15 protein-coding genes and 1 tRNA gene are annotated in these 15,119 nt (G+C 35.8%); 8 read left to right on the forward strand and 8 right to left on the reverse strand.

Features of this window, described 5'->3' with window-relative positions; translation table 11 throughout:
* The first annotated feature begins 34 nt into the window (after positions 1-34).
* Entirely contained in the window at positions 35-991 is a 957-nt protein-coding gene (locus FXX65_RS06390) for an ABC transporter substrate-binding protein (protein ID WP_147615579.1), read from the forward strand.
* A 117-nt stretch (positions 992-1,108) separates the two neighbouring features.
* Here the strand turns inward: FXX65_RS06390 and FXX65_RS06395 are convergent, their stop codons facing one another.
* From FXX65_RS06395 to FXX65_RS06405, 3 genes are read right to left on the reverse strand one after another with little or no spacing between them, the layout of a single operon-like run.
* Positions 1,109-2,482, reverse strand: coding sequence for a sensor histidine kinase (locus FXX65_RS06395; RefSeq protein ID WP_147615580.1), 1,374 nt, complete (start codon positions 2,480-2,482; stop codon positions 1,109-1,111).
* 4 nt (positions 2,483-2,486) lie between these two features.
* Positions 2,487-3,167, reverse strand: a complete 681-nt coding sequence (locus FXX65_RS06400) for a response regulator transcription factor (protein WP_147615581.1) — start codon at positions 3,165-3,167, stop codon at positions 2,487-2,489.
* On the reverse strand, positions 3,139-4,512 hold the full coding sequence (locus tag FXX65_RS06405) for a sensor domain-containing diguanylate cyclase (RefSeq protein WP_147615582.1): 1,374 nt from the start codon (positions 4,510-4,512) through the stop codon (positions 3,139-3,141). Before FXX65_RS06405 ends, FXX65_RS06400 begins: the two co-directional genes overlap by 29 nt.
* A 106-nt stretch (positions 4,513-4,618) precedes the next feature.
* On the opposite strand from FXX65_RS06405, the gene FXX65_RS06410 reads away from it, so the two are divergent.
* Positions 4,619-5,548, forward strand: coding sequence for an ABC transporter permease (locus tag FXX65_RS06410; RefSeq protein ID WP_187116233.1), 930 nt, complete (start codon positions 4,619-4,621; stop codon positions 5,546-5,548).
* Between the two features lie 10 nt (positions 5,549-5,558).
* A complete protein-coding gene (locus tag FXX65_RS06415) occupies positions 5,559-6,347 on the forward strand; it encodes an ABC transporter ATP-binding protein (protein WP_147612872.1) in 789 nt (262 codons plus the stop codon).
* A gap of 12 nt (positions 6,348-6,359) precedes the next feature.
* On the opposite strand, the gene FXX65_RS06420 is transcribed toward FXX65_RS06415, so the two are convergent.
* A complete protein-coding gene (locus FXX65_RS06420) occupies positions 6,360-7,313 on the reverse strand; it encodes an alpha/beta hydrolase (protein WP_147615583.1) in 954 nt (317 codons plus the stop codon).
* Positions 7,314-7,394: 81 nt separating this feature from the next.
* Between FXX65_RS06420 and FXX65_RS06425 the strand changes: the two genes are divergently transcribed.
* Positions 7,395-7,970, forward strand: coding sequence for a hypothetical protein (locus FXX65_RS06425; protein ID WP_147615584.1), 576 nt, complete (start codon positions 7,395-7,397; stop codon positions 7,968-7,970).
* A gap of 262 nt (positions 7,971-8,232) precedes the next feature.
* Here the strand turns inward: FXX65_RS06425 and FXX65_RS06430 are convergent, their stop codons facing one another.
* Positions 8,233-8,544: a CHY zinc finger protein gene (locus FXX65_RS06430; RefSeq protein ID WP_147615585.1), complete on the reverse strand. Its 312-nt coding sequence runs from the start codon at positions 8,542-8,544 to the stop codon at positions 8,233-8,235.
* 104 nt (positions 8,545-8,648) lie between these two features.
* Between FXX65_RS06430 and FXX65_RS06435 the strand changes: the two genes are divergently transcribed.
* From FXX65_RS06435 to FXX65_RS06445, 3 genes are read left to right on the forward strand one after another with little or no spacing between them, the layout of a single operon-like run.
* Positions 8,649-9,257, forward strand: coding sequence for a biotin transporter BioY (locus FXX65_RS06435; RefSeq protein ID WP_147615586.1), 609 nt, complete (start codon positions 8,649-8,651; stop codon positions 9,255-9,257).
* Positions 9,244-9,963 (forward strand): energy-coupling factor ABC transporter ATP-binding protein, encoded by a 720-nt coding sequence (locus tag FXX65_RS06440; protein WP_147615587.1) that lies wholly within the window; start codon positions 9,244-9,246, stop codon positions 9,961-9,963. Before FXX65_RS06435 ends, FXX65_RS06440 begins: the two co-directional genes overlap by 14 nt.
* A 2-nt stretch (positions 9,964-9,965) precedes the next feature.
* Positions 9,966-10,649, forward strand: a complete 684-nt coding sequence (locus tag FXX65_RS06445; RefSeq protein ID WP_147615588.1) for a hypothetical protein — start codon at positions 9,966-9,968, stop codon at positions 10,647-10,649.
* Positions 10,650-10,756: 107 nt separating this feature from the next.
* Here FXX65_RS06445 and FXX65_RS06450 read toward each other — a convergent pair.
* Both FXX65_RS06450 and FXX65_RS06455 read right to left on the reverse strand, forming a co-directional pair.
* Positions 10,757-10,829: transfer RNA gene (locus FXX65_RS06450), tRNA-Asn, on the reverse strand.
* A gap of 315 nt (positions 10,830-11,144) precedes the next feature.
* Entirely contained in the window at positions 11,145-11,630 is a 486-nt protein-coding gene (locus FXX65_RS06455; protein WP_147615589.1) for a DUF456 domain-containing protein, read from the reverse strand.
* A gap of 28 nt (positions 11,631-11,658) precedes the next feature.
* Here FXX65_RS06455 and FXX65_RS06460 point away from each other — a divergent pair, with 28 nt between their 5' ends.
* On the forward strand, positions 11,659-12,261 hold the full coding sequence (locus FXX65_RS06460) for a 5-formyltetrahydrofolate cyclo-ligase (RefSeq protein WP_147615590.1): 603 nt from the start codon (positions 11,659-11,661) through the stop codon (positions 12,259-12,261).
* Positions 12,262-12,263: 2 nt separating this feature from the next.
* Here FXX65_RS06460 and FXX65_RS06465 read toward each other — a convergent pair whose 3' ends face one another.
* Positions 12,264-15,086: an insulinase family protein gene (locus FXX65_RS06465; RefSeq protein ID WP_147615591.1), complete on the reverse strand. Its 2,823-nt coding sequence runs from the start codon at positions 15,084-15,086 to the stop codon at positions 12,264-12,266.
* Positions 15,087-15,119 lie beyond the last annotated feature (33 nt).

Raw genomic sequence — 15,119 nt, forward strand, 5'->3', positions numbered from 1 at the left:
TATAAAAAATTTAAAACTTTTTTGGGGAGAGGAAATGAAAAAAATCGCTCTTAAAATTGGAGCAATCGCTTTAGCAATAACCGCCATTGCAGGTTGCACAAAAAAAACGGTTGAGCAAACTATTAACACCAAAGTTGGCATTATACAGTTGATTGAACATCCTGCTTTGGATAAAAATTGTCGAGGTTTTATAGATGGCCTTGCAGAAGCAGGGTATGTAAACGGTAAAAACATAGTTATTGATATTCACAATGCTCAAGGTGATCAGGGAAACTGTGTTACTATTGCGAACAAACTTATAAACGACAAAGATGATTTGATTTTTGCCATTGCAACTCCAGCGGCTCAAGCAGTTGCAAATCTCACAAAGAATATTCCAATTTTAGTTTCTGCTATAACAGATCCTGAATCTGCAAAACTCGTAAAATCAAACAAAATGCCTGAAACAAATGTTTCTGGTACTTCTGACCTTACTCCAGTTGAAGCACAGATAAAACTACTAAAGGAAATTTTGCCGTCTGCAAAAACCATAGGTTTGATGTATTGCTCAAGCGAGCAAAATTCCATTTTTCAGATAGATTTGGCAAAAAAAGCTTGTCACTCTCAAGGACTTTCCTTTATTGAAGGTTCGGTTTCCAATTCTAATGAAATTCAGCAGGTAACGCAGAGCCTTGTTGGAAAAGTCGATGCAATTTACATTCCTACCGACAATATGCTTGCCGCTGGAATAGCAACAGTTGCAATGGTTGCAAATCAAAATAAAATTCCAACAATTTGTGGCGAAGAAGGCATGGTAAAATCTGGTGGGCTTTGTACATACGGCGTAGATTACTATGAACTTGGAAAGCAAACTGCAAAAATGGCTGTAGAGATTTTAACTGGAAGTGCAAATCCTGCAAATATGCCAATTCAATATGTAGATAAATACAATTTCTATAAAAATGTTGAAACAGAAATGGTTCTTGGATTAAAATTGCCAGAAAATCTTTAATTTTTCTTAATCAGCAAAAAACTTATTTTTTAATGTGATAGAATTGGATGCTATTTTTATCCAATTCTATTTTTTTTTGTTGAAGTTTTTTATGAATCGTGTAAGGTAAAGCATAAATTATTTTTGGATCAAGGTGATTTTTACCAACGCTCCACCGTTTGCCGAATTCCCACATTCAATTTTTCCGTTTAAAGCTTCTTCTACAATAGCCTGAGCTATGCTCAAACCAAGTCCGCTGCCACCGACGGCTCTGTTATGGCTAGAGTCTCCTCTATAGAATCGCTCAAAAACATGAGGTAAAACTTCTTTGTTAAAACCTTGTCCATTGTCGTCTATTTCAAAAATGTTTTTTTTATCATCTTGAATGCAGCGCAAATGTATTTTTGGGTTTTCTTTTACGAATTTGATGCTGTTTGATATTACGCAAACGAAAACTTGATGTAAAAGTTCCTCGTCTGTGCATATTTGCCGTAAAACGTCTTGAGAAAATTTTATTACGCAGTTGGGATTTACGGATTTAAATTCTTCTTTGAGCCTTTTAAAAAACAAATTTATATCGATTGCTTTTATATTCAATTCAATTTTTTTGTTTTCTAAAGTTCCCAGTTGAAGAAGATTTTTTATTATGGATTGCATCGAATTTGTTTCTTGAATAATTATGCCGAGCGATTTTTCAAGCTGTTCAGAGTCGTTTTTTCCCCACCGCCTTAAAAGATTTGCTTGCCCCAAAATGACGGCAAGTGGAGTCTTTAATTCATGACTAACATTGCTCGTAAAACTGCGTTCGCGCTCAAAATCGGTTTTTAACTTTGAAAAAAGTGTGTTAAACGTCTTTGCCAAATTGTCTAATTCATCTTTTTTGCCAGATTCAGGAAGTCTCTTGTCGAGATTTGTGGAACTTATAGAAGCGGCGGCATTCGTGATTTTTACAACAGGAAGCAAAGTGCTTTTTGTCATGTAAATAGAAATTAAAAAAGATATTAGAAGGACAGGAATTGAAGAGATTGCAAGCCACGAAAGCATATTTAAAATAAAACGATTTCCTGCCTGTATGTTTGTGTTTTGCGCGAGTTGTATGATAAATATCTTTCCGTCGGATAAAATGCACCTTTTTGTTATGTAGATAATCTGCAAAGGTTCAGAAGAATTTTGTCGCCTTGCGATTAGCGAAATGGGTTTTCCGCCAGTTTCATTTAATATTCCAAGCCTGTTATTTTTTTCGCGAAGTATAAAACCAGAAGAATTTTCGTATATCACGTAAGATATGAAAAATGGTATTTCCGAAAGTTTTCTGTCTAAAAAATCTATGTCTTCAGAAACTAGTGCGCGTTCAATCATATTTGCATTTCGCATAAATCCAACAAGTTCTTGCTTTCTGTTAAAAAATCTCAAAATTAAAAAAAATATGAATATAATCGAAAGAACTGTAAGCGCGAGTACCGAAGCAAACTTTACTGAGAGCCTAAATACAACGGAATTGTTTTTTATCATATTTTTAATTTATGCACACCATCATGTAGCCATAACCACGAATCGTCTTTATGTATTCAAGGCCTTCATTCTGGTCAATTTTTGAGCGCAAATAGCCAACGTAAACATCTATAGTGTTTTCGTCTATAAAATGTCCTTTTCCCCAAATTGCATCTATTATTTGCGAGCGGCTCATAACTTTTTCTTTATTTTCCATAAAAAATTTTAGCATTAGATATTCTGTTTTTGAAAGATTCAATTCTTTTTCACACAGCAAAACTTTCATGTTGTCGCTGTTTAATTCTAAATTTCCGTTTTTTAAAATGGCAGTTTTTGATGATTGCCCTGTTGCTCTTCTTAAAACCGCATTCATTCTTGCAAGCAGCTCTTCTATTTCAAAAGGTTTTGGGATGTAATCGTCCGCCCCTGCGTTTAAGCCGTTTACTTTGTCGTAAGTTTCGCCCCTTGCCGTTACCATAATAACAGGAACAGAAGAAACTTTTCTTATGCGTCGCAAAACTTCAAGACCACTCAATTCTGGCAGCATCACATCTAAAATAATTAAATCTGGTTTTTGTTTTTCAAATTCTTCTAAAGCACTTCTTCCGTCAAAAGCGGTGCAAGTTGTGTATCCTTCGTGTTTTAGTTCTGCATTTACAAAGTCTGAAATTCCCTCGTCATCTTCCACTATCAGTATTTTTTCCATCTTCATTCCTTTTGTTTGCAAAACGTTTTTTATCGAGATACATATTTTTGTCGGCAATCTTTATAAGTTCTTCAAAATCTCTGCTTTCGTCAGGGCAGCGTGAATATCCTGCGCTGCATTGCATTTTTAATCTTGTAGTATCGAGGACTATTTCTCTCCCGATTGAAGTTCTTATTCTTTGTATTATATCTTCTATAAATTTTGAACTGTTTGCACCTTGTAAAATTATTGTAAATTCATCTCCTCCAATTCTAAATGCTGCATCATTTTCTTTTATGCAGTTGCAAAGCCTTCTTGCAACAATTATAAGAACTTTGTCACCAGCTTCGTGACCTAAAGTGTCGTTTATGTTTTTAAAACCATTTAAATCCATGTATATAAGCGTGTATGGTTTTTGAGTTTTGCTTAAATCGCGCAAAGTCATCAGAAATTTTCTAGAATTGTAGAGATTTGTCAGTGAGTCGCGGTAAGAAAGGTTTTCTAGTACAGCTTCTCTATCTTTTATGCTTAATACAAAAACAGTGCCAAACGAAATTGAAATAGAAAGGATAAGCGCCACAAGAATTTCAAAAATCATAAACCTTGGATTTATCCAGCCATCTTTTGGTGCCGTAGAAAGTGTCCACCAGGTATCGGCAACTGCAAATACTGTTTCGCACGGATTTTTTATGCTCGTCGTTGTGTTTTTTGCGATATATTGAATGGTTCCTGTTTTTGGGTCTGCTCGCCAAAGGCTGTATGCATAACCAGAATTATTTAAAAATTCCAGAGATGCTTTTGAAAAAAGATTTGAAACTCCCAAATGAATTATCGAAAATCCCCAAAAAGATTCCGCATCGTTTTTTGATTCTAAAAAAATTGGCTTACCAGAAATTAGAATTATTTTTCCGCTGTCAAAAGTTATAGGTCCTAATAGATACGCTTCTCTTGTGTTCATGGATTTGTTTGAACTTTCTTTTGTAATAGGGCTTTCAAACATATTTTTCCCTTTTTTATCGTAAACAGATGGAGGAAAAGAATCCGTAATTATGCCTTTGGGTGCAAGTTGAATGCGCTCTATTGAAGGATTATTTAAAATGATTTTTTCAATTATTTTTTCGAATTTAGAAATATTTCCGTCTGTTTCTATGAGTAAGGTGGAGATTACATCGTTGATGTAAATGCTTTTTTTCATGTCGGACTGGAACATTGTGGCAGCTGTTACAGTCAATATTTGACAACGCTCTCTTTTGTAAGCGTAGTTCTTTTTTTGGGTGTAAACCAAAACTATGGCAGAAAACGCAATACAGAAAGAAATTGTCAACTTAAATGAGAGTCTCAATTTTCCGTCTTTTCTTACTGACATATCAATAGTATTTTACTGCAAAAAGATTGTTCTATCCATGTTTTTTACAAATTCTTAGTCATTTTAAGCCTTGAAAGACGACAGTTAAAAGTTATAATGAAAGGCTATGAATATTTTTAGTATCTTTTTAGCGATGCACGGCGCTGTTGCTCAGGGCGTTTTATGGGCAGTTATGACTTTGGGAGTTTATCTCACTTTTAGGATTTTAAATATTGCGGATATGACTTGCGACGGAAGTTTTGCGTTAGGTGGTTCTGTTTGTGCCGTTATGGTTATGCAGAATTTTAATCCATATATTGCGCTTTTTGCCGCTTTTTTAACTGGACTTTTGGCAGGTGGCGTTACTGGATTTTTGCACACGAAATTGAAGATTCAAGAACTTTTGGCGGGAATACTTTCTATGACGGCTTTGTATTCCGTTAACATACGCATAATGGGAAGGTCAAATACACCTTTGATTGGAGCGACAACTGTTATGAATCAACTTCAAAATCTATTCCCAAAAATGAGTCCTAATATGGCTTCTCTTTTAACTGGAATTTTGTTTTGTGCGGTTCTAATTGTGGTTTTATATTGGTTTTGTGGAACAGAGATTGGTTCTTGCTTACGCGCAACTGGAAACAATGCAAACATGGTTCGTGCAATGGGCGTAGATACAGACAAAATTAAAATTTTAGGTCTAATGCTTTCTAACGGACTTATAGCATTGAGCGGGGCTTTGGTTGCACAGAGCCAAGGTTATGGCGACGTTGGAATGGGAACTGGAACGCTGGTAATCGGTCTTGCTTCTATAGTTTTGGGCGAGGCGATTTTTGGTAAATTTTCAAAAAAACTTCCATTTTGGTTTACGCTGATGTCTGTAATTTTTGGTTCAATCGTTTATCGCATAGTTATTGCAGTTGTTCTTCAGCTTGGGTTAAAATCCAGCGATTTAAAACTTTTGACTTCTATCATCATCACGATTGCACTTGCTATTCCAATAATAAAACAGCACAGTTCTCGCCTTTCTGGCAAAGTTTACTCAAAAAAAGCCTGAGGAAAATAAAATGCTTAAAATAACGAATGTAACAAAAACTTTTAATCCAGGAACGATAACTGAAAAAAAAGCACTTCTTGGAATAGATTTAAATCTTGAAGATGGCGATTTTGTAACTGTCATTGGCGGAAATGGGGCAGGAAAATCCACCTTATTGAATTTGATAGCAGGAGTTTACACTTGCGATACAGGTTCAATTGAATTGAATGGAATAGATATAACTTGTATGCCAGAATTTCGCAGGGCGAAATATTTGGGCAGAGTTTTTCAGGATCCCATGCTGGGAACTGCCTCAAATATGGAAATTGAAGAAAATCTTGCCATGGCATTGCGCCGAGGAAAAAACCGAACTCTTGCATGGGGAATTAAAAACAGTGAGCGAGAACTTTATCGTGAAAAACTTGCTCTTTTAGACTTAGACCTTGAAACTCGCATGAAAAGCAAGGTTGGTCTTCTTTCTGGAGGTCAAAGGCAGGCTCTAACACTTTTGATGGCAACTCTCCAAAAACCGAAGCTTTTACTTTTGGATGAACATACCGCAGCACTAGATCCAAAAACTGCAACTCGCGTTTTAGATCTTACAGAGAAATTTGTTGAAAAGGATAGGCTTACAACATTTATGGTTACACACAATATGCGTCACGCAATTCAATATGGAAATCGCCTTATAATGATGATGAAAGGTCGAATAATCTATGATGTGCGTGGTGAAGAAAAGAAAAATCTTAAGGTTGAAGATTTGCTTGAAAAATTTGGAGCAGCAGGCGAGTTGAACGACAGGATGGTTTTGGGGAACTAAGTCCCCAAATTTTTATTTTACATAGGTTTTAAGCCACTCTATCGAAAGATTTTGCCATTGGCGAGCAGTGCCAGAAGCTCCCCTTATGCCAAAACCGTGTCCGCTTGCAGGAAAGATGTGTAATTCTGATTGAACATTTGCTTTTTTTAAGGCTGTCCAATACGGTATCAAATTGTTTTCTGGATTTACGGATTTATCGTTTACTGCAGCACAAAGCCAAGCGATAGGGGTCTTGTCTGTTACGAGTTTTTCGCAGGAAAAAAAATCCTGCATATTTTGGTCTGGAGAATTTCCTAGCAAAGCCTTTCTGCTTCCTTCGTGTGCGATTTTTTCTTGCATCGTTATAACTGGATACATCAAAAGTTGAAACGCAGGTCTTGCGTCTGTCCACGAACCGTCTTTTTGTTTATCCGCTTTATCCTGCATTTTGTATACTTCGTCTGTCCAGCGAGTAGAAAGAGTTGCTGCAAGATGTCCGCCAGCAGAAGACCCCATAACTCCAATCTTATTTGAATCCACACCAAATTCTTCGGCTCTCTCTTTTATAAGCCTGATTGCTCTTTGAGCGTCGGCAAGGGGAACTGTTTCTTTGTCTTTGTGATTGTCGTTTGGAGTTCTGTAAACCAGGATAAAACAGGAAAATCCCGCTTCATTATAACCTTTTGCGTAATCCAAGCCCTCTTTATCGTAAACAACCCTTTGGTATGCGCCTCCAGGAATTATCAAAATCCCTGTTTTATTGAATTGATTTACTGTTGTCGGTTTATGAACTTCAAAATAAGGCTGAGTAACTCCTAAAATCGCCCTGTCGTAAACATTGCCACCACCGCGTTCAACAACTGTCTGTTCAATTTTTAAATCCTGCGAACCAGGTCCTGTCTTTTTCGACCAGAGATAAACTTTCTCCTGTGCAAAAGTCAAAGTCAAAAACAAAGTGCTTAGAGCCAGTGCAAATAATTTTTTCATAGAATTCTCCTGTGTATAAAATTTTTGTAAAAAAATTATAGAATCAATTATACTATGTAAAATGTGCTATAAGAGGAAAAAATGTCCGAAAGTAAAAACATAACGAATGCGATAAGCGCTTTTTCTGAAAAATTAAGGCGATTTAACAGCGCAAATATAAAGGAACGAGAAAAAAATCCTTCTACAACTTCTTATTTGCAGGAAGAAATTTTACAAAGGGAAGAACGGTTCAAAAAAAATATTATTTCTACTTATAAAATATATAAGTCGCCGTTTGAATCCTTGGGGAAAAATTCCGGGAGAGCGAAAGGAATTGATAAGGATGAACAGTCTTTGCTTGCTTCTTATAAACTTTACGAACAGGTGATGGAATTAAACGAAAAAAGCGAAGATGCCCTTGATTCACAGCGCACGACTTTTATTTCAAAAATTGAAATTTCTTCACCGCTAGCACAAAAAACGATTTATACCGATGGAGGAATGTTCGTTTATCTTTTGAGTTGGCTTTATTTTGAAAATGGTTGCACTAAATTCATGCCGTATTTTAAAGAAGAAGGAAAAACGAAACTTCTCTGTTTTGAAAAAGAAGCTTTGTATAATTTTGATAGCCACGACAGAGAAATTTTTAACATCATAAAGCAGGAATTCTATTCTTAAAAACGATGGTTGCCTTGCGAAGATTTTATTTTTTCTGCTATAATGGCAAATCAAAATCTATCAATGAGGTGTCGTAATGAGACTTGCAAGAAGAATTAGACCACTGCGCTGGAATAAAACTATCAAGGCTAATACCAAGAAAAATGCAAAGAGAATTCGTGCAAATCACGATCTTTTAAAATCTTTAGCAAAGTAAATTGAAAAGGCTGCTTCCATTTTGAGCAGTCTTTTTTTATATCCGTTATTTAAAAATATTTTGCAACTATTTTGAATATATGTCTTTGTGCAGAGCACATCTTGGATTAAAATTGCTTTTGCATCTCGGGCAAAAACAAAAATTTGAATATTCGCTGTAACTGAAAGTCTTTTTGCAAACTCCGCACATTACGCTGCCTTTTTCTTCCTTTTGTACAGGTTCAAATTTATGATTTTCGCATTCGTCGTGGCATTTATAGCAGGCGTAAAATTTGTTGCATCTGGAACACTTGTTTGCAATTATGTCCAATTCTGTTCCATAGTGGACACATCTTCCTTTAGAGTCTATCAATTTTCCGTAAATGATTTTTGATCCCATCGCACTTATATGTAAACTTCATTATAAAATAAAATCGGTTGACAATCTATCCTAAATTATTAAAATGTAAACCATTATTTTATAAAAAGAGGTTTACATTTAAAATGGACAAGAAAATTTTTCGTTCTGCTGTAGTTGCATTTTTTGCTGCAATAATTTGTGCTACAAGTTTTTTTAGAATTCCAATTCCGGGGCTCGTAAGCGGAATAGTTATTCAAAATGCGGTTTGCATAATGACCGCAGTTTTGCTTGGTGGTTTTTTAGGTGCAGCACCTACAACTTTATTTTTTGTTGTTGGTGTTTTAGGACTTCCGATTTTTTCTGGCGGACAGGGCGGATTTCAGGTTTTGATGAATATAAACGGCGGTTTTAGAATTGGCTGGGTATTGGGTGCTTTTGTTGCGTCTTTAATCGCAGGCAGGCCAGCTTTAAGTGAAAAACATCTTTCTGTAAAAAGCGTTATAAGGCTTTGCGTTGCGGTTTTTGTCGGAATGCTTTTGCTTTATTTTCCTGAAATATTTTACGTTGTAGGTTTTAAAAGTGGTGAACTTGGAGTTGGCGGAGCTTTAAAACTTTTCTTTACTGCATTTTTTGCACCTTTTTTATTTGTAGATTTTTTAAAAGCTGTTTTTGTAATTCTCATTTCATTGAAAATTCGCCCTGTAGTAGCACTCTATCTCTACGACGAAAAGAAAAACGATGAACGCTCTTGAAGTTGATTCTGTAAGCAAAGCATATTTTACTTGTGAAGAAAAAAAACTCGCTTTAGATAAAGTGAGTTTTTCTTTGGAAGAAGGCAGCGTAACAGTCATAGGCGGCGAAAATGGCTCTGGAAAAAGTGTTTTGATGAACATAATTTCAGGGTTAGAAAATTGCGATTCTGGGAAAATTTATAAATCTGCAAACGTTGGGCTTGTTTTTCAAGAAGCGGACACGCAAATACTCGGTGAAACTCCGCGAGAAGACATCGCCTTTGGCCCTAAAAATCAAAAAAAATCAAAAGAGCAGATAAAAAAAGCGGTGGAAAATGCTTTGGAAGAGGTCGGCTTGACTTTAAAAGCTGACTATCCTGCAAGGTTTTTATCTGGTGGCGAAAAACGCCGTCTTGCTGTTGCGTGTATGCTTGCCATGGAAAATCCAATTTTAATTTTTGACGAGCCTTATGCGAATTTGGATTACAGTGGTGTAAAGCAGGTGAATGCGCTCATAAAAAAACTTCATTCACAGAAAAAGACTTTAATAATCCTTACTCACGAAATTGAAAAATGCCTTGCACTTGCAGACCGTTTTATAATTTTGTTCCGAGGAAAAAAAGTTTTTGACGGAAGTGCAGATGAAGGCTTAAAACAAAATCTTGAAAACTGGAACATCCGAAATCCGCTCAATTCCTATTCAAAACTTTCTGATTTGGTGTGGTAGTTATGCAAAATTATTCAGCATTTAGCTACAAAGCCGGTTATTCTTTTTTTCATAAAATTCCAGCTTTTGTAAAACTGATTTTTATCCCGCTTTTTAATATTTTGATTTTTAGTTTTGATTTTCGCTTTGCCTGCGTTTTTATAATTTTGCAATTTTTGCTTTTTTTCTTTTTGAAATTTACGATTTATGAGCAGATAAAGGATTTAACGCCTGTAATCTGGTATGCGGTTTTTATGTATTTAATAAACGTGTTTTCGTTTATTTTTGTAGGTTTTAAAGAATTTCCTATTTTGGAAAATTTTGTTCGGTCAATTAAAAAAGCGTTTTTAGATGAAAAGACATTTGCGCTTGTTGTAAAATTTTTTGCGTGCAATCAAAGTGCCTCTCTGATGTTTAAAACTTCGACTTCGCTTGAAATTAAAGAAGGAATTGAAACCTTAGAAATTTTTGTCCGAAAATTTCTGCCAGTGAAAAAAGAAGCTAAATTTGCATTGAGCGTTTCTATGTTTATAAATTTTATTCCTGCGGTGTTTAAAATTTGGGGTTTGCTAAAAAAAGCGTGGTTTGCCCGCGGTGGAAAAACGGGAATTAAAATGTACCTTTCACTTTTTCCGTTGTGGTTTAGCGTTGGATTAAAATACGCCTTGGACAGTGCAAAGGCAATTTCGATAAGACAAAAATCATAGTTTTGTTTGTTATAAGATTTTACAAGATTGATGATGAAAATTCGCAAAATATGGTTTTTAGTTTTAATTTTAAAATAAAAAAACCTGATACAAATTGTATCAGGTAGCGGCTCCTGCTGGGCTTGAACCAGCGACACACGGATTAACAGTCCGTTGCTCTACCGACTGAGCTAAGGAACCATATACGTTTTAGAACGTGAGTTAATACTATAAAAAAACGACTTTTATGTCAACAATTCCAAAGCCGATTTTTGCAAAAAACTTCTGCGGCAAGGATGCGTTTTAATAAAAACCTCCGTGTTTTTATTAAACGGACAGTTTTTGCAAAACTGTCAGCATTTATTGTAGGCCGCACCTCCTTGTGCGGCAAGGATTGGAAGGGCGCCGAAGGCGTTGGCGTAGCCAATGCAGCGATAGCGGAACCTTGGAAAGCCTGATTTTTGCGAAACGACGTGGAGCAAAAAGCCGCCCAAATTTTTCTGATTAAACTTGTGATTATATAAAAAAATTAAAACAAAAAATCCATATAAATGCGATTACGCAAATCATTTTTATTCCGCTACCGAGCAAAAAGCCTACGAATGAACCTGCGGCAGCTTTTAGGGCGCGGTCTGCATCGCCAGGATTTGTAAGGAGTTCGCCGATAAAGGCGCCTAAAAATGGACCTAATATGATAAAAAGTGGGCCGAAAAAAAGTGAAGCGAAAAGTCCGATTGTTGCACCCATGACTGCTTTTTTGCTTCCGCCTGAACGTTTTGTAAGATATGGTTGCAAGATAAAGTCTAAAACGGTTACGACTATTGTAAGCAAGAGTGTTATGATTAAAACTGGGATGGAAGTTTTTGTGTATCTGCAAAAGTGCGAAATTAAGAGTCCCAGCCAAGCAAGCGGAACTCCCGGTAAAAGCGGATAAACGCAGCCCACAAGTCCGAGCAATATTGTAAGGGCAGCAAAAATTGCGAGTAAGATATCGACATTCATAGAAAGATTTTATGCTATAATTTTTAAGATGACAATTTGTGAAGAAAAAAAAATCTTGCGTTCAAAAATTAAAGAAATTCTAAAAACTGAATATTCAGATAAAACTTTAAGGCAAGCGTTTTCTAAAATTGCGGTGGAAAAACTTGCAAGCCAAAAATATTTTAAAGAAGCGGATTTTGTTTTTTTGTATGTTCCCTATGGAAACGAAATTGACGATTTTGCGTTAAAAGAAATTGCTTGGAACGAAGGAAAAGAAGTTTTTGTTCCTAAAATATATGAAGGAACGAGTGAGATGGATTTTTATCTTCTTGTGAAATCCAAACCTATTTTGACGCAGTTGAGCAAAGGTTCTTTTGGAATTTTAGAGCCAAATGAAAGCCTAAAAAAAATTGAAATTTCTTCTGAGGTTTTGCGTGATAAAAAGATTTTGATTGTTGTTCCTGGGCTTGCATTTACTGAAAATGGAGCAAGGCTTGGAAAGGGCAAAGGCTTTTATGATATTTATATTTCGCGTTTAAAGGCCGCTGGACTTAAAGTTTTTACAGTTGGATTTTGCTATCCGCTACAGATTGTAAAAAATATTCCGATGGAAAAAACTGATGTTTTTTTTGATGCGGTTATCAAGGCGTAAAATTATCGTTTTGAGTCGGCAGAATAAATCTTTAATATTTTTGTGCTTTCTAGATATGATTTTGCTATAAGATAATAGTCTTCCGCTTGTGCACTGCTTACAGCTTCGTATTTTTGAAGATAGAGCAAAGGATCTTCCAAAAACATTCCTTGGTGGACGAGTTCTGCTGTTCCTTCGTTCGTGCTTGTTGCTTCGAGTTCTTTTAAAAGCCAGAGATTTTCAAGTTCAAAAAATATGGAATCTTTTTCAAGTTCTTTAAAACCACTCGTGTCCTTGTTTATGGATTTTTCTAGTGCTGTTATTATCTCGCGAACAGTATCCTTATAAAGTTTTTCTGTTTCTGCAATGCGCTTTATCTTTGTTATGCTCACTCTTGCGTACGGAAGTATTTCGTCTGGCGGAAATATTTTTATGTTTTGTGGAGCAGGCAGTTTTTCTTTTAGGCGTTTTTCTAAAAGATACAGAAGCGAAGAAAAAAGTGCGCTATCTGTGGAAGTTGTCTTTGGTCCATCTAAGACAAACAACAAGGGATCCGAAAAATCCGTCGTGGGAATTAAAACCTGAGGTCTTGGGCCTGCTTTATCGGCACTCACGTCTGTAAAAAATTGATGGCGAAGTTTTACTCTTTTTGCAGTTCTTGAAAGTGGAAGTTTTTCAATTTTTAATTTTATAGATTGATTTTTTGAAAGTGTTTGCAGAGAACCAAAAGTTTGATCTAAAAGATTTTGCAAATTCTCATCTGCATTTATTCCGCCCGCTATGACAAGAGAAAACCTTGTGCAGTCGAGCAAAACAGGATAAGCAGCGGCGATTTGAGTGTATTCTAAATTTTGCGATGGAATATCTTTTGAACTTTCGTACAGATTTGTGAACGGAGTTTTGTATATCGATTTTACCGCTTCGCACAGGAGCTGGAAAGTTTCCTGGCCAGATTTTATTCTCCACTGGCTTCTTAAATCGTACGCGATTGAATCTGCGAGCGAAGGGCTTATGTCGTCAAAAACTATGCTTTGAAAAATCGCCTGCATACAGGAAGAAAAATCATCTTTGCTGCAACTTACCGTTAAAACTGAATATTCTGTTTTTGTCTGCGCTTTTACCGTTGCTCTGGTTTTAAAAACGGAGTTTGCATAGTAAGAATCCAGCCTGTTCTGGATGATGGCAGCGAGAGAATTTGTTAAAACAGACGCGAGGCCCGGAGTATTTTGAGCAAACAAGAGTTCTCCGCCTTCTATTGCGAGCGAAATTGCAACAGTTTTTGAAAGAGGATTTGATTTTAGTGTTACAGGAATTTCGTTTTTTAGTTTAAGCGATGAAAACTGCGCTCGGTTTTCTGTTATAAAGCGCTTTGCAGAACTAAAATCTTCTGCATTTGAATAGACGATTTTGTCTTCGAGTGATTTTTCATTTTTATTTTTTGAAGGCACAAAATCCTTATACTCCGATAAACGATACCAGGCTCCGTTTTTTTGATTTATGTGAATCCAGCCTTTTTGAGCAAATTCTTTTGAATGTTTTGCATAGTTTTTTGTGTTGCAAAGTACAAATAAAACTGGCTCTTGGCTCTCGTAGCGTTCATTTAAAAACTGTGCATCAAGTGAAGAAAGCTTTTCTGTTTTTGCAAACATATCTTCGCCAAAAACATTGTTTGCTCTGTTAAAGGAAGCAAGGTTTTTCATGAGCAGAGTTGAGTTATCACAGGTAAGCACGAAATTTGAATTGATTTCTTTTAATGCAAAATCAACTTCCTGCTGTAAGACCCTTTGCTTTTCTGTTGCCATCTGCAAAAAAAGTTCACCTTGTATTAGAGGACCCACATTCGATTTTTCGCACAGCGCTTGAATTAGAAGTCTGCTCCAGTTTTTTTGCTGTGCCGAAGAAACTCCAATGTAATCAGGAGAGCGCAACGCAAGATTTTTCTGCTTTAAAAGAAGCGTTTTAAATGTTGAATATGGATTATCAAAAATAGAAGCCAAAAGGTCTGTTTCGTCGTTGGAAAAACTCGTGTATTGAAGCACAACCTGTGTAAAATCGGGCGAAAGTGATTCGTCTGTTAAAACATATTTTTTTACGCTGGAAGATTTTTTCGCTTGGGTCGATAGATTCTTTTCATCTTGCAAACTTTTATCTTCCGTATTTTTTAAAGTTTCCGCTTCTTTAGTTTGCATAAAATCTGATGAAGAGTTTTTAAGCTTTCCCAAATATTTTTTCACCAAGGCTAGAGCCTGTTTTTCTGTTATGTTACCGCTTATGTAAAGTTTTGTTTTTTCAGGAACGTAGTAAACATTTTTTATTTTGGCAAATATCGTCCTTGCTTGTTGCACATTTACCGAAGAAAAATATTCTGGCATAATCGTGTTTTCGCTTTGCCACGGAGAAGATGAAAATATTCTCGTGTCGATTGCAGAATTTATAAAGCCTGCGGTTGAAGAGGAGTATTCTCTTATCGCTTTTTTATTTTTTTCTAATTCTAAAGAAAGATTTTTATCGGTTATCTGCAAAGTTTTAAAAAGAGATTCAAATTGAATTAAAACATCTTCCACTTGCGGTGGCGCAACCGTTTTTTCGATTTTTACAGAATCTGGAGTGATTTCGAGCCCCAAAAGCTTTGCATAAAAAGAAAAAAATCCTGCATCTTTTGGAGTTTGATTAAAAAATCCTGCGTCTATGTTTAATTCGAGTCTTACAGTTGCAGTTGTTGTATCCTGCAAAAAATACAAGGCGAGCTGGTTTTCTAAAGTTAAAATTTTTATATCATCTTTTGTAAAAGAAAAAAGAGGAAGGTAAATCAAAAAAAATGCCAGAAAAGAAATAATTTTTTTCATCGTAAAGCATTATAGGATAAAACTTTTTTTTTA

This window comes from Treponema pectinovorum, assembly GCF_900497595.1.
GTDB classification, from domain to species: Bacteria; Spirochaetota; Spirochaetia; order Treponematales; family Treponemataceae; genus Treponema_D; species Treponema_D pectinovorum.